General features: G+C 71.0%; 16 protein-coding genes. 11 read left to right on the top strand and 5 right to left on the bottom strand.

Annotated elements, in window-relative coordinates; genetic code table 11:
• Nucleotides 1-30: 30 nt before the first annotated feature.
• The 10 genes from ACQ859_RS04055 (at nt 31) to pssA (ending at nt 12255) form a co-directional block, all read left to right on the top strand.
• Nucleotides 31-1557: an FAD-linked oxidase C-terminal domain-containing protein gene (locus ACQ859_RS04055; protein ID WP_431264704.1), complete on the top strand. Its 1527-nt coding sequence runs from the start codon at nt 31-33 to the stop codon at nt 1555-1557.
• Between the two features lie 74 nt (nt 1558-1631).
• Nucleotides 1632-2720: a glycolate oxidase subunit GlcE gene (glcE, locus tag ACQ859_RS04050; protein ID WP_431266457.1), complete on the top strand. Its 1089-nt coding sequence runs from the start codon at nt 1632-1634 to the stop codon at nt 2718-2720.
• Between the two features lie 80 nt (nt 2721-2800).
• A complete protein-coding gene (gene glcF / locus ACQ859_RS04045; protein WP_431264703.1) occupies nt 2801-4057 on the top strand; it encodes a glycolate oxidase subunit GlcF in 1257 nt (418 codons plus the stop codon).
• 389 nt (nt 4058-4446) lie between these two features.
• On the top strand, nt 4447-6153 hold the full coding sequence (locus ACQ859_RS04040; protein ID WP_431264702.1) for an alkaline phosphatase family protein: 1707 nt from the start codon (nt 4447-4449) through the stop codon (nt 6151-6153).
• Between the two features lie 144 nt (nt 6154-6297).
• On the top strand, nt 6298-8280 hold the full coding sequence (locus ACQ859_RS04035) for an ABC transporter ATP-binding protein (RefSeq protein ID WP_431264701.1): 1983 nt from the start codon (nt 6298-6300) through the stop codon (nt 8278-8280).
• A gap of 178 nt (nt 8281-8458) precedes the next feature.
• Nucleotides 8459-9142: a hypothetical protein gene (locus ACQ859_RS04030; RefSeq protein WP_431264700.1), complete on the top strand. Its 684-nt coding sequence runs from the start codon at nt 8459-8461 to the stop codon at nt 9140-9142.
• A complete protein-coding gene (locus ACQ859_RS04025; RefSeq protein WP_431264699.1) occupies nt 9142-9486 on the top strand; it encodes an HPr-rel-A system PqqD family peptide chaperone in 345 nt (114 codons plus the stop codon). Before ACQ859_RS04030 ends, ACQ859_RS04025 begins: the two co-directional genes overlap by 1 nt.
• Nucleotides 9483-10397, top strand: a complete 915-nt coding sequence (locus ACQ859_RS04020) for an HprK-related kinase A (RefSeq protein WP_431264698.1) — start codon at nt 9483-9485, stop codon at nt 10395-10397. Before ACQ859_RS04025 ends, ACQ859_RS04020 begins: the two co-directional genes overlap by 4 nt.
• Nucleotides 10394-11545: a nucleotidyltransferase domain-containing protein gene (locus ACQ859_RS04015; RefSeq protein WP_431264697.1), complete on the top strand. Its 1152-nt coding sequence runs from the start codon at nt 10394-10396 to the stop codon at nt 11543-11545. Before ACQ859_RS04020 ends, ACQ859_RS04015 begins: the two co-directional genes overlap by 4 nt.
• Nucleotides 11546-11637: 92 nt before the next feature.
• On the top strand, nt 11638-12255 hold the full coding sequence (gene pssA / locus ACQ859_RS04010) for a CDP-diacylglycerol--serine O-phosphatidyltransferase (protein ID WP_431259678.1): 618 nt from the start codon (nt 11638-11640) through the stop codon (nt 12253-12255).
• Nucleotides 12256-12370: 115 nt separating this feature from the next.
• On the opposite strand, the gene ACQ859_RS04005 is transcribed toward pssA, so the two are convergent.
• Entirely contained in the window at nt 12371-14023 is a 1653-nt protein-coding gene (locus ACQ859_RS04005; protein WP_431264696.1) for a S41 family peptidase, read from the bottom strand.
• 81 nt (nt 14024-14104) lie between these two features.
• A complete protein-coding gene (locus ACQ859_RS04000; protein WP_431264695.1) occupies nt 14105-14335 on the bottom strand; it encodes a DUF2917 domain-containing protein in 231 nt (76 codons plus the stop codon).
• A 244-nt stretch (nt 14336-14579) separates the two neighbouring features.
• On the opposite strand from ACQ859_RS04000, the gene ACQ859_RS03995 reads away from it, so the two are divergent.
• Nucleotides 14580-16043 carry a PLP-dependent aminotransferase family protein gene (locus tag ACQ859_RS03995; protein ID WP_431264694.1) on the top strand — a complete coding sequence of 488 codons (1464 nt, stop codon included), beginning with the start codon at nt 14580-14582 and terminating at the stop codon, nt 16041-16043.
• Nucleotides 16044-16135: 92 nt separating this feature from the next.
• On the opposite strand, the gene ACQ859_RS03990 is transcribed toward ACQ859_RS03995, so the two are convergent.
• From ACQ859_RS03990 to ACQ859_RS03980, 3 genes are read right to left on the bottom strand one after another with little or no spacing between them, the layout of a single operon-like run.
• Nucleotides 16136-17203: an alpha/beta hydrolase family protein gene (locus ACQ859_RS03990; protein ID WP_431264693.1), complete on the bottom strand. Its 1068-nt coding sequence runs from the start codon at nt 17201-17203 to the stop codon at nt 16136-16138.
• Nucleotides 17200-18183, bottom strand: coding sequence for a DMT family transporter (locus ACQ859_RS03985; protein ID WP_431264692.1), 984 nt, complete (start codon nt 18181-18183; stop codon nt 17200-17202). Before ACQ859_RS03985 ends, ACQ859_RS03990 begins: the two co-directional genes overlap by 4 nt.
• A 21-nt stretch (nt 18184-18204) precedes the next feature.
• Nucleotides 18205-19032 carry an AraC family ligand binding domain-containing protein gene (locus ACQ859_RS03980; protein WP_431264691.1) on the bottom strand — a complete coding sequence of 276 codons (828 nt, stop codon included), beginning with the start codon at nt 19030-19032 and terminating at the stop codon, nt 18205-18207.
• Between the last annotated feature and the right edge of the window lie 6 nt (nt 19033-19038).

Raw genomic sequence — 19038 nt, 5'->3', positions numbered from 1 at the left:
GGTCAGCGCGCGGGGCTACAGTTCGACGCCATGACCGCCGTCCTTCCTTCGACCCACCCGCCGCCCGGCGACCAGGCCGCCGCGCTGGCCGGTTTCCGCGCCGGGCGTCGCGCGCAGCTGGTCCAGGCCCTGCGGGCGGAGCTGCCCGCGCACGCGCTGCTGTGGCAGGACGAGCAGACCCGCCCCTATGAATGCGACGGCCTCACGGCCTACCGCGAACGGCCGCTGGCCGTGGCGTTGCCCGAGACCGAGGCCCAGGTCGCCGGCGTGCTGAAGGCCTGCCATGCGCTGGACGTGCCGGTGGTGGCGCGCGGTGCCGGCACGGGCCTGTCCGGGGGCGCGATGCCGCACGCCGAAGGCCTGACGCTGGCGCTGGCCAAGTTCAACCGCATCGTCGCGATCGATCCGCTGGCCCGCACCGCCCGCGTGCAATGCGGCGTGCGCAACCTGGCGATCTCCGAGGCGGCGGCGGCGCACGGCCTGTATTACGCGCCGGATCCGAGCAGCCAGATCGCCTGCACGATCGGCGGCAACGTCGCGGAGAACTCCGGCGGCGTGCATTGCCTGAAGTACGGCCTGACCCTGCACAACGTGCTCAAGGTGCGCGGCTTCACCGTCGAGGGCGAGCCGGTCGAGTTCGGCTCCGAGGCGCTGGACGCCGCCGGCCTGGACCTGCTGAGCGTCGTGATCGGCAGCGAAGGCATGCTGGCGGTGGTGACCGAGGTCGTCGTCAAGCTGACGCCCAAGCCGCAGCTGGCGCGCTGCATCATGGCCAGCTTCGACGACCTGCGCCGCGCCGGCGACGCGGTGGCCGCGATCATCGCGGCCGGCATCATCCCGGCCGGCCTGGAGATGATGGACAAGCCGATGACCGCGGCAGTGGAGGACTTCGTCCACGCCGGCTACGATCTCGAGGCCGAGGCCATCCTGCTGTGCGAGAGCGACGGCACGCCGGAAGAGGTCGAGGAAGAGATCGCCCGCATGAGCGAGGTGCTGCAGGCCAGCGGCGCGACGCGGATCGAGGTCAGCGAGACCGAGGCGCAGCGCCTGCGCTTCTGGAGCGGCCGCAAGAATGCCTTCCCCGCGTCGGGGCGCATCAGCCCGGACTACATGTGCATGGACTCGACGATCCCGCGCAAGCGGCTGGCCGACATCCTGCTGGCGATCCAGGAGATGGAACGCAAGTACGGCCTGCGCTGCGCCAACGTCTTCCACGCCGGCGACGGCAACCTGCATCCGCTGATCCTGTTCGACGCGAACGATCCGGACCAGCTGCATCGCTGCGAGCGCTTCGGCGCGGACATCCTCGAGACCAGCGTCGCGATGGGCGGCACAGTCACCGGGGAGCACGGCGTCGGCGTGGAGAAACTCAACAGCATGTGCGTGCAGTTCTCGCCGCAGGAGCGGGAACGCATGCTGGCCCTCAAGCGGGCCTTCGATCCCAAGGGGTTGCTGAACCCCGGCAAGGTGATCCCGACGCTGCAGCGCTGCGCCGAATACGGCCGCATGCATGTGAAGCGCGGCGCACTCTCATTCCCGGAACTGGAGCGATTCTGATGGCAGTCCAAGCAGCAGGGGCCGCGGCGGCGGACCCGGAGCCGATCGGCGGCTTCGTCCCCTCGACGCAACTGATGGCGACCCTGGAGGCGATGGCGGCGCGCTTCCAGGAAGGCCGGCCGGTGCGGCTGACCGGTCACGGCAGCAAGGACTTCTACGGCGGCCCGCTGGGCGAGGCCGAACCGATCTCGACGCTGTCGCTCAACGGCGTGATGGCCTATGAACCGAGCGAGCTCTATGTGACCGCGGCGGCCGGCACGCCGGTGGCGGACGTGGAGGCGCTGCTGGCGCAGCATGGGCAACACCTGGCCTTCGAGCCGCCGCGTTTCGTCGGCGCGGCCTCGGGCGGCACGGGCACGATCGGCGGCATGGTCGCGAGCGGGCTGTCCGGTCCGGCGCGCGCGACCGCCGGCGCGGTGCGCGACCACGTGCTCGGGCTGACGATGCTCGACGCGAAGGGCGAGCTGCTGCACTTCGGCGGCACGGTGATGAAGAACGTCGCCGGCTACGACGTGTCGCGGCTGATGGCCGGATCGATGGGCGTCCTCGGGCTGATCGCGCAGGTCACGCTGAAGGTGCTGCCGCGGCCGGTCGCGACGGCGACGCTGCGTTTCGAGGCCTCGCAGGACAAGGCGCTGCTGCGGATGAACCGCTGGGGTGGGCAGCCGCTGCCGATCTCGGCGAGCGCCTGGTGGGACGGCGCGCTGGTGGTGCGTCTGTCCGGCGCTGAAGCGGCGGTGCGCGCGGCGATCCAGAAGCTCGGCGGCTCGGTGATTCCGGAACCGATGGCCGCGCCGTTCTGGCAGGGCCTGCGCGACCAGTGCGATGAGTTCTTCCTCGGCGCGCGCCGCGCGGTGCAGGGCGGCGCGACGCTGTGGCGCATCGCCGTGCCGTCGACGGCGCCCGCGATGCCGCTGCACGGCGAGCAGCTCGTCGAATGGGGCGGCGCGCAGCGCTGGGTGGTGACGCCGATGGCGCCGGCCCAGGTGCGCGAGGTCGTGGCTGCCGCCGGCGGTCACGCGACGATGTTCTACGCGAACGACAAGTCCGAGGGCACCTTCTCCCCGCTCGGTCCGCAGCTGACGCGGATCCACAGGGAGCTGAAGCGGCAGTTCGATCCGGCGGGGATCTTCAATCCCGGGCGGCTCTACCCGGACCTCTGATCCGGGTCCCTGATCGGGATCCCGAAGCGAGACGACGCCCTCAGCCCCCGACACGCAGCAAGCCGACAGCAAGCCGACCGATGCAAACCCACCTGGCTCCCGAATTCCAAGGCACCCCGGAAGGCGAGACCGCCGAGGCCATCCTGCGGCGCTGCGTGCACTGCGGCTTCTGCACGGCGACCTGTCCGACCTACCAGCTGCTGGGGGACGAGCTCGACGGGCCGCGCGGCCGCATCTACCTGATCAAGCAGGTGCTTGAAGGCGAGCCACCGACCGCCGCCACGCAGCAGCATCTGGATCGCTGCCTGACCTGCCGCAACTGCGAGAGCACCTGCCCGTCCGGCGTCCAGTACGGCCAGCTCGTGGAGATCGGCCGGCAGATCGTCGACGCGAAGGTCGAACGTCCGCGCGAGGAGCGCCTCAAGCGCTGGCTGCTGAAGGAGGGGCTGACCTCGCCGCTGTTCAAGCCGGCGCTGCGGCTCGGCCAGGCGCTGCGTCCGCTGGTGCCGGGCGCGCTGAAGGACAAGGTGCCGGCCGCGCCCGGCGCGCGCGCCCACCAGTGGCCGCAGCGCACGCATCCGCGCAAGGTGCTGATGCTGCTCGGTTGCGTGCAGCCGGCGATGATGCCCAACATCAACGCGGCCACCGCCCGCGTGCTCGACGCCGCCGGCGTGCAGACGCTGGTCGCCGACGAGGCCGGCTGCTGCGGCGCCATCCGCTCGCACATGAACGACCACCACGGCGGCCTCGACGACGCGCGGCGCAACATCGACGCCTGGTGGCCCATGGTCGACGGGCACGGCGAGCAGGTCGAGGCCATCGTGATGAACGCGTCCGGCTGCGGCGTGCAGGTCAAGGACTACGGCCGGCTGCTCGCGCACGACCCCGACTACGCGGAGAAGGCCACGCGCATCGCCTCGCTCACCCGCGACCTCAGCGAGTACCTGCCGGAGCTGCTCCAGCCCCTGCGCTCGCGGCTCGGCCAACCCGGCGCGACGACGCAGCGGCCCAAACTCGCCTATCACCCGCCGTGCACGCTCCAGCACGGGCAGCAGCTGCGCGGCGGCGTCGAAGGCCTGATGCGCGAACTCGGCTTCGAGATCTCGGTCGCCCCCAGCGAGAGTCACCTCTGCTGCGGCTCCGCCGGCACGTATTCGGTGCTGCAACCGGTGCTGTCCAAGCAGCTGCGGGAACGCAAGCTCGCCGCATTGGCGCCCCTGGATGCCGACGCGATCGTGTCGGCCAACATCGGCTGCATCCAGCATCTGCAAAGCGGCACCGAGGTCCCCGTCCGCCACTGGATCGAAGTGCTGGACGACGCATTTCTGCATGGATGAGTCATTGACGCCCGCGCCAACCCTGTTGAGGAAGCGTCGCGTCCACGCATCACTTTGCGCCGAAACCCCTCCCACTTGAGGAGGAGTTCTCACCTCAAAGACCCCACTCCGGGCAAACCCGGGCATGCCCATTGCCTGCGGCCCGCAGAATCGCCTCCCATAACAGGAGGGGAGCGCGCAAGCGATCCAACCAGAAAGTGAAATAGGCCGGTCACCGCGTGGTGTCCGGCCTTTTTCCGTCTGGACGATGCACGGCCGCAGCGAGCCTCAGGGTTTCCCCGTCGCGCAGAGCGAGCAGACGCACCGGCGGACGCGCCGGCCCGGCGGACAGAGGCGGATACTCCGCTGTCATATTTGTTTCAGCGGCTTCGACCGGAGCCCGATCCGTCATGACCCTGACCCGTCGCACCTGGCTGCTGGTGCCCGTCCTGGCCGCGCTGACCGCCTGCGCCAACGCCCCGTCCCCCACGACCCCGGCCGGCGCCGCCGGACCGGCAACACCTGGCCCCGCGGCGTCCGACTTCGCGGCGAAGAAGCCGCCCAGGCTGATCGTCTTCATGGTCGTCGACGGGCTGCCGATCCGGCAGGTGCTCGGCTACCGGGACCAGCTCCAGCCGGACGGCTTCAAGCGTTTCCTCGACCGCGGCGCCTGGTTCGCCAACGCGTACTACGGCCACGGCTACACGGTCACCGCGGCCGGCCACTCGATCATGCTGAGCGGCGCCTACCCGCAGCGCAGCGGCATCATCGGCAACGAGTGGCGGGATCCGATGACCGCCGCCCAGCAGTACAACACCGCCGATCCGCGTTTCCAGTACATCGGCAACAAGACCGAGCCGCTGGCCGGCACCAGCCCGAAGAACTACAAGGTCGAGACCGTCGGCGACGTGCTGCGCACGCTGCAGCCGGGATCCAAGGTCATCGGCATCTCGGGCAAGGACCGCGGCGCGATCCTGCCCGCCGGCCACAAGGGCACGGCCTACATGTACATGGGCGGCAGCGGCGAATTCGCCTCGTCCACCTACTACATGGACAAGCATCCCGCCTGGGTCGACGCCTTCAATGCGGCCAAGCCGGCCGACAAGTTCTTCGGCAAGACCTGGTCTCCGATGCTGCCGGAGACGGCCTACGCCCGCAGCGTGCCGGACGGCCAGCCCTGGCAGGCCAACAGCGGCAACGGCAACCGGCTGCCGGCCGTGCTGGGTGCCGGCATGGACGGTCCGGGACCGCGCTTCTACGGCAACATCCTGCCCTCCCCGTTCGGCGACGAGCTGACGCTGGCGTTCGCGAAGGCCGCCGTCGAGGGCGAGCAGCTCGGCACCGACGACCAGACCGACATCCTGTCCGTCAGCCTGTCCAGCCACGACTACATCAACCACGCCTTCGGCCCCGAATCGCGGCTGTCGCACGACCATTTCCTGCATCTGGACGCCTACCTGCAGGACTGGTTCAAGTACCTCGACGCCAAGGTCGGCCGCGGCAACTACGTCGCGGTGCTGACCGCCGACCACGGCTTCACCGACACGCCCGAATGGGCGAAGTCCCAGGGCCGGGATGCCGGCCGCATCAACCCGGCGCAGGTCGTCGGCATCATCAACGCGGGCGTGTCCAAGCGCTTCGGCGAGTTCCACTGGGCCCTCGGCATGTCGGGATCGGGCGTGATCTTCGACGAGGTGGCGATCAAGATGGCTGGCCTCAATCCTGACGACGTCTATGCGACGGCCAAGGCGTCGGTCGAACAGATCGACGGCGTCCAGGCGGCATTCACCCGCGCGCAACTGGCCGGGACGGACACGACGACGCCCTACCTCGAACAGTTCCGCCGCTCCTGGTACCCCGGCATCGCGGCGCCGTTGCAGGTGGTGCCGAAGGCGGGATGGATGTTCGGTTCGCGCGTGACCGGCACCACCCACGGCAGCCCCTACGAGGACGACACCCACGTGCCGCTGCTGACCTGGGGCCCGGCGTGGGTCGGCCAGGGCCGTATCGAGCAGCGTGTCGAGATCGTCGACCTCGCACCGACGCTGTCGGCCCTGCTGCACATCCCCGCGCCCAAGCAGGCGCAGGGCCGGTTGCTGCCGCTGCCTGCCAGGTAGCCCCGACGCCGCCCCGGAGGCGGCCACCCGAGCGCGGATTCCCCCGTTCACCCCACCCACCCGCCACCGGAGCGGGGGCGGGGTGCGTCCGCCACACGGCTCCTGTAGGCTCACCGGTCTCGCAGAAGTGACAGGGAGACCGCCGTGTTTGGCTGGTTTGAAAAACTCGTCGATCCATTCCCGCAGACCCCGGCGCCTCAGCCGCCCAAGGGGTTCTTCGCCTTCGTCTGGGCCGGCTCGCACGGGATGCGCGGGCTGGTGGGCGTGCTCATCGTCCTGACCGCCGGCATCGGCGCGTTCGAGGCGCTGCTGTTCTCCATGCTGGGCTCGGTCGTCGACTGGCTCAGCCAGGTCCCGCCCGCGCAATGGTGGTCCACCCAGCAGGACAAGCTGCTGATGCTGCTCGGCATCCTGCTGGCCAGCCCGCTGCTGATCGCGCTGCAGTCGCTGAGCAAGTACCAGGGCCTGTCCAGCAACTTCCCGATGCGGCTGCGCTGGAACTTCCACCGGCACCTGCTCGCGCAGAGCATGAGCTTCTACCAGGACGAGTTCGCCGGCCGCGTCTCCGCCAAGCTGATGCAGACGGCGCTGGCCGTGCGCGAATGCTGGCTGATCGTCACCGACATCCTGGTCTTCATCACGATCTACTTCGTGACGATGCTGGGCGTCGTCGGCAGCTTCGACGCGACGCTGCTGCTGCCCTTCCTGGGCTGGCTGGCCTGCTACGTCGTGGCCCTGTGCTACTTCGTGCCGCGCCTGGGCAAGGCGGCCACCGCGCAGGCCGACGCCCGCAGCCTGATGACCGGCCGCATCACCGACGCGTACACCAACATCAGCACGGTCAAGCTGTTCTCGCACTCCAACCGCGAGGCCGGTTTCGCCCGCGGCGCGATGCAGGACTTCCTGAACACCGCCTACCGCCAGATGCGGCTGATCAGCGGCTTCGAGATCGTCAACCACGCGCTGTCGATGGGCCTGATCGCCTCCACCGCCGGCATGACGGTCTGGCTGTGGACGCAAGGCCAGGTCGGCATCGGCGCGGTCGCCGCCGCCACGGCGATGGCGCTGCGCCTGAACGGGATCTCGCACTGGATCATGTGGGAGATGGCCAGCCTGTTCGAGAACATCGGCACCGTGCAGGACGGCATCACGACGCTCTCGCGCCCCATCGCGATCCAGGACGCCGAGGGCGCCCGCGCGCTGGACGTGACCCGCGGCGAAGTGCGTTTCGACCATGTCGACTTCAGCTACGGCGGTCGCAAGACCGTGCTGCACGACCTGACCCTGACGATCCGCCCGGGCGAGAAGATCGGCGTGGTCGGCCGCTCGGGCGCGGGCAAGTCGACGCTGGTCAACCTGCTGCTGCGCTTCTACGACGTGGACAAGGGCCGGGTGCTGATCGACGGCCAGGACATCGCCACCGCCACCCAGGACAGCCTGAGACGCCAGGTCGGCATGGTGACCCAGGACACCAGCCTGCTGCACCGCTCGGTCCGCGACAACCTGATGTACGGCCGCCCCGACGCGACCGAGGACGAGATGCGCGCCGCCGCCGAGCGGGCCGAGGCCGTGGACTTCATCGACGGCCTGACCGACCCGAAGGGCCGCCAGGGCTACGACGCCCACGTGGGCGAGCGCGGCGTGAAGCTGTCCGGCGGCCAGCGCCAGCGCATCGCCATCGCCCGCGTCATGCTGAAGGACGCGCCGATCCTGCTGCTCGACGAGGCGACCAGCGCGCTGGACTCCGAGGTCGAGGCCGCGATCCAGCGCAGCCTGTACCGGCTGATGGAAGGCAAGACGGTGGTGGCCATCGCGCACCGCCTCTCGACCATCGCCGCGATGGACCGGCTGATCGTGATGGACCAGGGCCGCATCGTCGAGCAGGGCGACCACGCCGAGCTGCTGGCCCAGGGCGGCCTGTACGCGAAGCTGTGGGCGCACCAGAGCGGCGGCTTCCTGGTCGAGGACGACCCTGAGGAGGCGTCGACGGACGCGCCGGGGAAGGACACCCCGGCGCAGGCGCTGTCGCCTGAAGGCGTCACCCCCATGGGCCGTCCGCCTCATGCCCCCGGATCCATCGTCGGACACGTGGATCAGGCGTCAACAACGGCGAAGGATTCCGCGTAAGCCTGCGCTGACTTACATGGCGTGTGACGGACGCCGCACGCCACCCGTTCAAGGGGTTGGGCGGGGTATCCGGTGGCAGGCTTGTATGGAACACTGCGATCGCAGGTCGGACGGGAGCGCCGATCCGCTTGAGCGTCCGCAGGAATCAGGACGGCATAGCACCACGAAAGCTGAGCATATGGACAACAGCAGCGACACCACCCCGCAGTCTTCGGCCACCCCCACCCCGGTCAGCCCGGTCCAGGGTTCCGTCGTCTCGCAACGCCGCCGCCGTTTCATCCAGGCCGGCGTGGTGCCGGTCGGTCTGACGCTGGCCAGCCGCCCCGCGATGGCCTGGCACTGCAACACGACCTCGGCCTGGGGCTCGGCGATCCTGCGCAACGGCGGTGCCAGCGTGCAGGCGCGTGCCGACGCGGCGGTGATCAACAACACCGAGTGCTGGTACATCTCCAACTGGGCGAACAACTCGGGCCGGTCCCAGGTGCGCGGCGGCAATGCCCCCTGGAACTACATCATCGCCCAGTGGTATTCCGGCAAGACGCTCGCCTACGCGCGTGCGAACCTGACGGTCGCCAAGGTGTTCCCCGGCGGCCTGAAGAACGTCAGCAGCACGTCCAACGTCTACAACCTGCTGAAGAATGATTCCAGCGGTTACGGCACGATGATGATCGTCGCCCGCCTGAACACCCTGTTCGCCGGCAACAGCGTCGGTCAGTGCGTGCTCTCGGCCACCGGCCAGGACATGCTGCTGCAGATGGCCTCGCAAGGCCCCGGCATCTTCAAGCCGTCGAACTCGACCGGCGCGGCCTGGACCCAGGCGGACTACAAGAACTACCTGTACAGCAACTGGCTCGTGGCCTGATGGCCGCAGCCGCCTGGCGCTGCAGGCAATCGCTCGCTGACGTGCTGCTCGCCTGGGAGGGCGAACAGCACGCGGTCTATTTCGACCCCGACAGCGGGGACACCCACCTGATCGCCGCACTCGGCGCGCAGCTGGCCGAATGGCTGGCCGCCGAGCCGCTGGACCGCGACCAGCTGCTGGCGCGCCTGGCCCGGGACGTCGACTGGGACGAACCGCCCACGCCCGAGGCCCTCGCCGACCTGCTGGACCTGCATCTGCGCCGCCTGGCCGACATCCACCTGCTGATGCCGCCGGCGGACCGGGCGGATGCCGTCGCGGAGGCGGCGGAGGAGCCGGTCGCTTGAAGCTGCAGGACGTCGGCACCGCCGGGCTGCGGGCCCGGATGCGCGACGGCGGCGTGACGCTGCGGCTGTCGCCCTTCACCGTGCGCGTGCGCTCCGACATCCCGCACCTGGCCGAGGATGTCGCGGCCATGTACCGCGACTTCGACCTGGTCGAGGACGACGGGTTCGTCGACTTCCACGTCGCCGTGCTGCGCAGCCCGCACTGGCTCAGCCGCCTGCAAGGCCGCGCGGAGTTCTGGTTCGACGGCCAGCGCTCGTTCACGCCGCTGCCGGCCGCGCAGGCGCTGGCGATGCTCGAGTGGGGCATCAACTGGTGCATCGCCGCCCACGCCCATCAGTACCTGCTGATCCACGCGGCGGTGCTCGAACGCGGCGGCCGCGCGCTGCTGATGCCCGCGCCGCCGGGCTCCGGCAAGAGCACGCTGTGCGCGGCCTTGGCGCATCGCGGCTGGCGGCTGCTGTCGGACGAGCTCGGCCTGCTGGACATGGCCACGGGCCTCGTCCACGGCATGGCGCGGCCGATCAACCTGAAGAACGCGTCGATCCCGCTGATCCGGGCCTTCGCGCCGCAGGCGCACTTCAGCGCGTCCATGCCCAACACGTCCAAGGGCACTGTCGCGCTGGTGCGCGCGCCGCAGGACGCGATCGAGGCCCGCGTGGCGCCCGCCCGACCCGCGTGGGTGGTGCTGCCCGCCTGGCGTGCCGACGCGCCTGCGCAGCTGATGCCGATAGACCGCGCCCGCGCGTTCATGGACCTCGCCGAGCAGTCCTTCAACTACGACGTCCACGGCCAGGCCGGCTTCCAGCGGCTGGGACGGCTGGTCGACGCCTGCGCGTGCTACCGCTTCGAGTACAGCCGCCTGGACGAGGCCGTGGCCCACTTCGAGGCGCTGGCGGAGGCGTCACCATGAGCGCGTCCGTGATCGCGCATCACGGCGAGCGCCGCCGTCCGCTGCTGGTCCGCGTGCTGCTGCAGCCCGCGATCGCGGCCGGGCTGAGCCTGGTCGACTGGGACCTGCTGCTGCGCCAGGCGCGGCGCTCCAACCTGGCCGGCAAGCTGGCCGCGCAGATGGAGACCGGCGGCTGGCTGGCCACGCTGCCCGAACAGGTGCAGCCCCACCTGCGCTCGGCGCTGCTGCTGTCGCGCCGGCAGGCGCAGATGCTGCGGCGCGAGGTCGACCTGCTGCGCCAGACGCTGGCCGAGCTGCCCGGTCCGCTGATCCTGCTCAAGGGCGCGGCGTATGCGCTCGGCGGCCATGCGCCGGCGCCCGGACGCCTGTTCAGCGACATCGACCTGCTGATCCCGCCCGCGCAGCTGCCGCGCTGCGAGACGACGCTGCTGGTGCACGGCTGGGACTTCGACGACGACCTGGACGCCTACGACCAGCGCTACTACCGCGACTGGATGCACGAGCTGCCGCCGCTGCATCACAAGCGCCGCGGCACCTCGCTGGACGTGCATCACACGCTGCTGCCGCCGACGGCACGCACGCCGCTGGACAGCGGCGCGCTGTTCGACGCGCCGCGATCGCTGGCCGATTCCGCCGGCCTGCCCGGCGTCTTCGTCCTGCCGCCCGAGGACATGCTGCTGCACAGCGCCGCCCACCTGTTCCACGAGGGCGAACTGCCCAACGGCCTGCGCGACCTGTTCGACCTCGACGCGCTGCTGCGCGAGTTCGGCGCGATCGACGGCTTCTGGACGCGCCTGAGCGCACGCGCGCGCCGCATCGGCTTGTCGCGCCCGCTCTGGCTGGCGCTGCGCTACACGCGGATGCTGCTGGACACGCCGTATCCGGACACGCTGCCGGCAGAACTCGGTCCGCCGCCGGGCGCGCTGGCGCTGCGGCTGTTGGATGCCTGCTACCGCCGCGCGCTGCGACCGGCGCACGACAGCTGCCGGCTGCCCGGCCACGATCTGGCCGAGGCCGCGCTGTACGTCCGGTCGCACTGGCTGCGGATGCCGGTCGGACTGCTGGCGCTCCACCTGACGCGCAAGGCCTGGAGCCGGATGACGGCGAGCCCCGAGGCACCCCAGGTCGACGCGCCCCGCGACGCCTGACCGCCTCCCCGCCCGCTCCCGCAGCGGGGAGCGCCGCGGCCGGGCCCGGCCTTTGCCACGAAGCGCCAGGCCTTCGCTTATGCTCGCTTCCCATGAACCGACCCAAGCCTTTCTCCATGATCCGCGAGTTCCATCTGGCGGACTGGTTCACCCTGGGCAACGCCTTCTGCGGCGTCGGCGCGCTGTTCTCGGTGATGACCTTCCTGCAGACCGGCACGGTGCAACACCTGTATTACGCCTGCGCACTGATCCCGGCCGCGCTGGTCTTCGACGTGTTCGACGGCCGCATCGCGCGCTGGCGCCAGAAGAGCTCCGCCATGGGGCGCGAGCTCGACTCGCTGGCCGACGTGATCTCGTTCGGCGTCGCGCCGGCGGTGATCGCCTACGGCTGCGGCATGCAGGGCCTGTGGGACCGCATCGTGCTGGGCTTCTTCGTGGCCTGCGGCGTGTCGCGACTGGCCCGCTACAACATCACCGCCGAGACCCTGTCCGGCGGCGGCGACAAGGTCGCCTACTTCGAGGGCACGCCCATCCCCACCTCGCTGCTGCTGGTCATCGTGCTGTGGGTCGCCGCCTGGCAGGGCGCGATCGGCGAGGCGCTCTGGTTCGGCACCCTGAAGCTCGGTGGCTTCACGCTGCATCCGCTGGTGCTGCTGTTCGCCGTTTCAGGCTCGCTGATGATCAGCCGGATCCGCATTCCCAAGCTCTGAGCGCAGGGCGGCCCAGGCCGCCGGGGACGCCATCGGGAAGCACCAACGACAAGGCCGCCTCGAGGGCGGCCTTTGTCATGGGCGCGCGCGGCGCGAGCACGCGCCCCCTCGCCGCTCAGGGCCGTCCGCCGACGATCCGGTTGCTGCGTGCCGCGAGCTTCTTCAGGCTCAGCGCGACCGCGTCACCGCCCGCCGCCCGCACGCCCATCGCGGTGGCCCGGCCGGCCTCCGACGGACCGACCGCCGGGCAGGTGCCGTTGCTGCGGTACTGCAGCGCCGCGGCCAGCATGGCCTCGCCGGTGTCGCCCAGCGCATGGTTGAAGTCGTCCGCGACCTGGCAACCCTTGACTCCCGTCGCGCCCGACCCCGCCGGCACGAAGCCGTCCGCGTAGTCGCCGAAGCCCTTGTTGTTGGTGCCGACGAACTCGATCGGGAAGTAGCTGTACCCGCAGTTGTCCTTGGCGGTGAAGCCGTAGGGCTTGCCGCAGGTGGTGCCGCCGACCAGCACGACCTCGACGTCGACGCCGCGCAGGCCGTTGATCAGCGCCTCGCTGGCCGAGCAGGTGCCCGACTGCGCCAGCACGAACACGCGCTTGAGGTTCAGCGCCGGCAGCGGCTGCTGCGACGTGCAGTTGTTGCCCGACAGCAGGCAGGACTCGCTGAAGAACGGCGTCTTCGAATCCGCGCTGGCGGTCTCCGCCGCGCGCCTGCTGTTGTAGCGCAGCTGCTCGAAGGTCTTGCCCGACGTCGCCGTGCCGCCCGCGATCATGTAGGCCAGCTCGCTGGCGATGAACAGGTAGCCGCCGCCGTTGTAGCGCAGGTCGACGACCAGGTCGCTCACGCCGCTGGTGCTGAAGTTCCGCATCGCGGCGATCAGCTGTGCTTCCGCCGTCAGGATGTGGTCGTTGAACAGCAGGTAGCCCACCTTGGCGCCGTCGGCGGCGGTGAGCACCTGGCTCGTCGGCACCGGGGTCTTGGTGATGCTGCCCGCGGCGAGCGTGACGTTGCGCGGCAGGCCGGCATTCGACGTCAGGGCGAAACGGTGGCTGGCGCCGGCGGTGTCTGGGAAGAGCGCCGCGTTGAGCGTGTTCACGCCGGCCGCGTCGGCGACATCCGCGGCCGCGCCGTCCGCAGTCACCAGCGTGTCGCCGCGTCGCACGCCGGCCAGGTCGGCGACGCTGCCCGGTTCGACGAACGCCACCCGCAGCCCGCGCGGCGGTGTCGGCGACTTCATCGACCACTCGATCCCGTAGCCGACCTCCACGCCGCCCTGCGACAGCGCGTTCCATTCGCGCGTGCTCATCACGAAGCTGAACTGGTCCTTGCGCTTGCCGCTGGCGGTGCGTGCCGGCGACAGCAGGTCCTCGAAGTAGGCGTTCAGCGCGGCCCCGACATCGCTGCCGCTGTACGCGGCCGCCGAGGCGTTGATCGACGGCACGTCCTCGCGCCACAGGTAGGCCTCGTCGAGGTAGGCGCGGACCCAGTTCTTCTCGGTGCCCAGGGAGGCGGTGCGCAGGTTGGCCGCGGCCTCCGTGTTGCCCGGCGCGCATTGCTGGGCGTAGCTGGCGCTGGGCTGGACCGGGCCCTGCGAGCCGGTGTTTCCGCCGTTGTTCCCGCCGCCATTGCCACCGCCGCCGCTGCCGTTGTCGCTGCCGTTCAGCGGCGTGCCGCTGGGGCCGCCGCCGCCGCCGCACGCGCTCAGCAGCGCCGCGCCGATTGCGCCGGCCACGGCCAGACGCGCCACCCGCCACATCGCGGATCTGTTCATCGCAACTCCCTCGTGGGACTTCAGTCCCGTGTCTTTTGTCGAGGGCCGAGTTATAGCGAAAAACCGCGACGGGCTGGCGGCTCAGTCGAGCGCCTCCGCCTTCAGGGTGACGAGTGACGCCCCCTCGCCACTGGCGAAGATCGTCCATCCGAGCCAGCTGGCGGACACCGGCAGGTCCAGCGTCTGGCCGGGTTCCAGCCAGTGATCGTCGGGACAGCCGGCGCGGGTGATCCACGCGCGGCCGCCATGGACACGCAGCCGCACGGGGCGACGCAGCCTCAGCGTGATCGGACGGCCGTCGATCGGCAGCACGACGGCGTCCGGTCCGGGACAGGGGGAACGAAGGCCGGCGCGGGCAGGAGCCGGGGCCGGAGCAGCGAAGGGAGCAGGCGGAGCGGTTGCATGTCGTCACGATAAAAAATCGCGCCGTCGTGCTCCATCCACAGCCACCGACCGATGCGAGGCATACAGCCCGCGCACGAGCGGGACCTGTGCTGGCCGGCTTGCCGCTGATCTGTATTGGTCCTTGCCGGGTGGGAACACACAGAATCGATGCATGGACGCGCCGCTGTTACCGCTGTACATGCAACTCGCCGACCGGATGGCCCGGTCGATCCGCTCGGGCACCCTGAAGCGCGGCGAACGGCTGCCGTCGGTGCGGGAGCTGGCGGGACAGCACGGCGTGTCGCTGTCCACGGCGGTCCAGGCCTACCGCTGGCTGGAGGACGCGCGACTGATCGAGGCCCGGCCGCGATCGGGCTATTTCGTCGCGGCGCGCCCGCCGCGGCTGCCGGAGCCCCGGGTCTCGCGGCCCGACACCGCCTCCCGGATGGTGCAGCTGGACAAGCTGGGCGTGCAGGTGATGGCGCTGTCGCAGGATCCGACCTTCATCTCCTTCGGCGCGGCCTGCCCGGGCCCGGAGCTGTTCGACCAGGACCGCGTCCGCCGCGCGATGGCGCGCGCGGTGATGCGCCACCGGGACCTGCTGTGCACCTACCCGCTCGGCCCGGGCATGGAGGAGGCGCGGCGAGCGGTCGCGCGCCATGCGCTGGGACTGGGCTGCGTGCTGGACCCGGACGAGGTCGTCCTGACCAACAGCTGCATGGAGGCCATCAGCCTGTGCCTGCGCACGGTGTGCAAGCCCGGCGACGTGGTGGCGCTCGAATCGCCGACCTACTACGGCTTCCTGGAGATCCTGCAGAGCCTGCACCTGCGCGCGCTGGAGATCCCCACGCATCCGCGTCACGGCCTGTCCCTGGACGCGCTGCAGCTGGCCTTCGAGACCCAGCAGGTCAAGGCGGTGCTGACGGTGCCCACCCTGTCGAATCCGCTGGGCGCGTCGATGCCGGTGCCGGAGCGCCGCCGTCTGGCGGCGATGGTGGCGCGGCACGACGTGGCGCTGATCGAGGACGTGCTCTACAACGACCTGTCCGAGCAGGAGGACAAGCGCCGCGCGGTGAAGTCCTTCGACACGACGGGGCACGTGATGATCTGCGGCTCGTTCTCGAAGACGATCGCGCCGGGGCTGCGGCTCGGGTGGGTCGACGCGGGGCGTTGGGGCCGGGTGTTGCGGCAGACGAAGGCGGTGCAGTCGGGCGGCCAGACCAGCGTGCTGGAGCTGGCGCTGGCGGACCTGCTCACGCAGGCGGGCGGCGGCGCCGCGCTGCGCCAGCTGCGGGCCACGGTCGCGGCCCGCGTCGACCACGCCCGCCAGATGATCGCGGAGAGCTTCCCGAAGGGCACGCGCGTGTCCGACCCCGCCGGCGGCTTCATCCTCTGGGTGGAACTGCCCGAGGGGCTGGACACCGCGCTGCTGTACGAGGCCTGCCTGGCGGAGCAGATCGTGATCGCGCCGGGGATGATGTTCTCGGCGAGCCCGCGCTTCCGCAACTGCGTGCGGCTGGGCGTCGGCGGCCAATGGGGTGAGCAGCATCCGCGCGCCCTGCGCCGCATCGGCGCCCTGGCGAAGTCGCTGCTCATGACCCCCTCCAACTCCTCCGATGACGAACTCGCGGCCTGAAGCGCGCCCAATCTAGGCGCGGAGCACAGCCGTAGCAGCGCTACGGCGCGCATCCGCAACGACGAGTGGGCGTGCTTCAGGCCGCGAGTTGGTCAGCCTTGGAGCCATTCGTCTTTGGGGTCCAACCCCTTTGGGGCCTTGAGGCGCGTCAGCGCGGCCTCGTCCTCGAGCAGCCGCCAGCGCCACCAGTCCGTGCTGATGGACTTGATGAGCGCCGCGTGATGGGCGGCGAGCTTCTCCGGCACGGGCTCGCGCGCACGACCGAGCAGCCGCTGCCCGAAGCCCGCGCCGCGCTCCCCGCCGCCGCCGAAGCTCATGTGGTCAGCGCCCTCCAGCCACAGCTGCGCCTTGGCCCCGGCCGGCAGGGTGTCGTAGACGGCGCGGCGGTAGCGGCCGTCGCGCTCCTGGCCGATCGGGTTGCCGTCGAGGCTGCCGGTCAGGCACAGCATCGGGCGCGTGATGCCCTTGATGCCGCCCGGGAAGTGCCCCGCCGACGGACTGAACGCCGCGAAGGCCTTGAAGTGCGATTCCGTCAAATCGGGCGCGCTGCGCTCCCGGAAGTCGCGTCCGGCGACCGCCAATGTCGTCTGCGCCCCGAAGGAATGGCCGGACATGCCCAACGCCTCCGGCCGCACGCGGGCCCACGCGCCGTGGCCGTCCTTCTGCAGCTTCAGCAGCTGTTCGACGGCGAACTGCACGTCATGCCCCCGCTCGATCAATTGCTCGGCACTCGCGGCGGCCTTCACGCCCTGCAGGCCGCCGCGCCAGATCGCGCGGTCGCTGCCGGCATGCTGCAGGTGCAGGGTCGCAATGCCCGCATCCGCCCAGGCCTGCGCCCATTCGGTGCCGCCATCCAGGCTGCCGCCCAGACCGTGTGAGAACACGACGAGCGCGACCGGTCGATCGCCCTCGGGCAGACGCAGGCGCCAGGGGATGTCGCGCAGGCGGGACTGGTCGCGCCACGTGCCTTGCTGGACGCCGGGCACCGGAGCAGGCACGGCATCGGCGGCGGCATCGGGCGCCGACGCCGGCGCGCTCTGCGCACGCGCGGGGAACGCGGCGGCGGCGCCGAAGGCGGCACCGACGGTGCTTGCGGCGGTCAGGACGGAAGCACGCTTCAGGAGCGCACGGCGGGCGGGGTCGTGAGGCAGAAAATTCATGGCGACGAGGCGGGCAGATGCCGTTCCCGCCCCGGCGGCACCGGCGTGAGGCGCAGCGCCCAGCATACGCCGCCGACCAGCAGCAGCACGCCGGCCACGCCCATCAGCGGCGGCCACTCGCCGCGATGCAGCTGCGCATAGGCCAGCGCGGCCAGCGTCTCGAAGACGATCAGCTGCCCGACCAGCGCGGTGGGCAGGCGCTGGCTGGCCTCGTTCCAGCACAGCGTGCCGAGCCAGGACGCGAACAGCCCGACAGCCGTCATCAGGCCGACGTAGGGCCACAGCCGCGGTCCGGCCGGGAAATCGAAACCGGCCGGCAGCAGCGGCAGCCCCGTGCCGTCGGCGATCGCCAGGACGAGGAAGGCCAGCACCGCCATCGGCAGTGTCACCAGGCCCTGCGCGGTGGCCCAGGCGCGGGGGTTGCGGTCGGCGTGCGCGCGCAGCCAGTCGGCGTTGCGGATGGGATACCAGGTCCAGCAGGCCAGCGCGATCAGCGCCAGTCCCGCGCCCTGCAGATAACGCCCGAGCGCCTGCGGCGCGACGGCGGCCTGCTCGACCTGGTTGACGCAGCCGATGCCCAGCGCGATCAGCAGCAGCGCGGGTGCCAGGTCACGCCAGCGGTAGTGGCCGTCGCGCACGGCATTGCGCCGGTTGGAGCAGACCGCGATGACGACGGGCAGCGTGCCGATGATCATCGTCGGCAAGGGGCCGCCAGCGCGCTGGATGGCGGCCGCCAGCGTCAGGTAGTACAGGAAGTTGCCGATGGCGCTGAGCTTCACCGCGTCGACCCAGTCGGCCCGGGTGAGGCGCTTCAGTTCCCGCCAGTCGATCCCCGCCAGCGGCACCGCGAGCAGCCCGAACGCAAGATAACGGCCCGCCATCAGCATGGCGGCGGGGTACTCGGGCAACAGCAGCGGGGTGACGAACACCAGGCCCCACATCAGGCCGGCGGCAAGCGCGAACAGGAATCCAGACAGCATGCGGCGCAGTGTCGCCCCGCGTCAGGGCCGGCGTCTTGTACCGAGTTGCTGCTGGTAGCGCGCGGGCGTCACGCCATAGCGTCGCGCGAAGCCGCGCGTCAGGTGCGCCTGGTCGGTGAGCCCGACGGCGGCGGCCACCTGCGCGGGCGCATGGCCGGCGGCGAGCTGCCGCTTGGCCTCGTTGAGCCGCAGCGCCATCAGCGCCTGCTGCGGCGTCGCGTGGTGCTGCGCCTTGAAGCTGCGCAGGAAGTGGAAGGGGCTCAGGCCGGCGACGGCGGCCAGGCGGGCGGTGTCCAGCGATTCGTCGAGGTGGGCGCGCATGTGCTCGATCACCGGCGCGAAGCGCGGCGCCGCGCCGTCGGGACGGATCGGCGCGCGATGCGCGTGGCGGCTCAGTCCCTGGACCAGTTCGAGCAGGGCGCTGTCGAAGGCCAGCGGTTCCCGCGCCCGCCACAGCGCGGCGATCAGTCCGGCCGCGCGCGTGGCGGCCTCCGCGTCGTGGGCGACGGCGGCGTCGAAACGCCAGGCCGGCCCGCCGTAGAGCTCGGACAGCAGCGCCTCGTCGAGGTAGACCATCCGGTAGCCCCACGCGTCGGCGGTGGCGGCCTCGCCGGTGTGGATGTCCTCGGGGTTCATGAGCATCAGCGTGGCTCGCGGTGCGAGATGCTCGCCGCCGCGCCAGCGGAAGCGCCCGACGCCCTCGGTGATCGCGCCCAGGCCGTAGGCCTCGTGCGTGTGCGGCTCGAAGCTGTGGCGCAGGATGTGGGCGTGGTACAGCTCCACGCCGGCGCGGTGCGCGGGGCGGCGGTACTGGGCCTGATCCTCGGGATGTTCGAACGCCGTGGGCATGGGGCG

The organism is Roseateles chitinivorans, from assembly GCF_050632235.1.
Lineage (GTDB): Bacteria > Pseudomonadota > Gammaproteobacteria > Burkholderiales > Burkholderiaceae_C > Roseateles > Roseateles chitinivorans_A.
The sequence above is the reverse complement of the archived record's forward strand: the minus strand, read 5'-3'. Positions and strand labels throughout refer to the sequence as shown.

Excerpts from the sequence above, each read along its gene's own strand:
- ACQ859_RS04055 (WP_431264704.1), top strand. The coding sequence starts at position 31 with ATGACCGCCGTCCTTCCTTCGACCCACCCGCCGCCCGGCGACCAGGCC.
- glcE (WP_431266457.1), top strand. The coding sequence starts at position 1,632 with ATGGCGACCCTGGAGGCGATGGCGGCGCGCTTCCAGGAAGGCCGGCCG.
- glcF (WP_431264703.1), top strand. The coding sequence starts at position 2,801 with ATGCAAACCCACCTGGCTCCCGAATTCCAAGGCACCCCGGAAGGCGAG.
- ACQ859_RS04040 (WP_431264702.1), top strand. The coding sequence starts at position 4,447 with ATGACCCTGACCCGTCGCACCTGGCTGCTGGTGCCCGTCCTGGCCGCG.
- ACQ859_RS04030 (WP_431264700.1), top strand. The coding sequence starts at position 8,459 with ATGGACAACAGCAGCGACACCACCCCGCAGTCTTCGGCCACCCCCACC.
- ACQ859_RS04025 (WP_431264699.1), top strand. The coding sequence starts at position 9,142 with ATGGCCGCAGCCGCCTGGCGCTGCAGGCAATCGCTCGCTGACGTGCTG.
- ACQ859_RS04015 (WP_431264697.1), top strand. The coding sequence starts at position 10,394 with ATGAGCGCGTCCGTGATCGCGCATCACGGCGAGCGCCGCCGTCCGCTG.
- pssA (WP_431259678.1), top strand. The coding sequence starts at position 11,638 with ATGAACCGACCCAAGCCTTTCTCCATGATCCGCGAGTTCCATCTGGCG.
- ACQ859_RS04005 (WP_431264696.1), bottom strand. The coding sequence starts at position 14,023 with ATGAACAGATCCGCGATGTGGCGGGTGGCGCGTCTGGCCGTGGCCGGC.
- ACQ859_RS03995 (WP_431264694.1), top strand. The coding sequence starts at position 14,580 with ATGGACGCGCCGCTGTTACCGCTGTACATGCAACTCGCCGACCGGATG.
- ACQ859_RS03990 (WP_431264693.1), bottom strand. The coding sequence starts at position 17,203 with ATGAATTTTCTGCCTCACGACCCCGCCCGCCGTGCGCTCCTGAAGCGT.
- ACQ859_RS03985 (WP_431264692.1), bottom strand. The coding sequence starts at position 18,183 with ATGCTGTCTGGATTCCTGTTCGCGCTTGCCGCCGGCCTGATGTGGGGC.
- ACQ859_RS03980 (WP_431264691.1), bottom strand. The coding sequence starts at position 19,032 with ATGCCCACGGCGTTCGAACATCCCGAGGATCAGGCCCAGTACCGCCGC.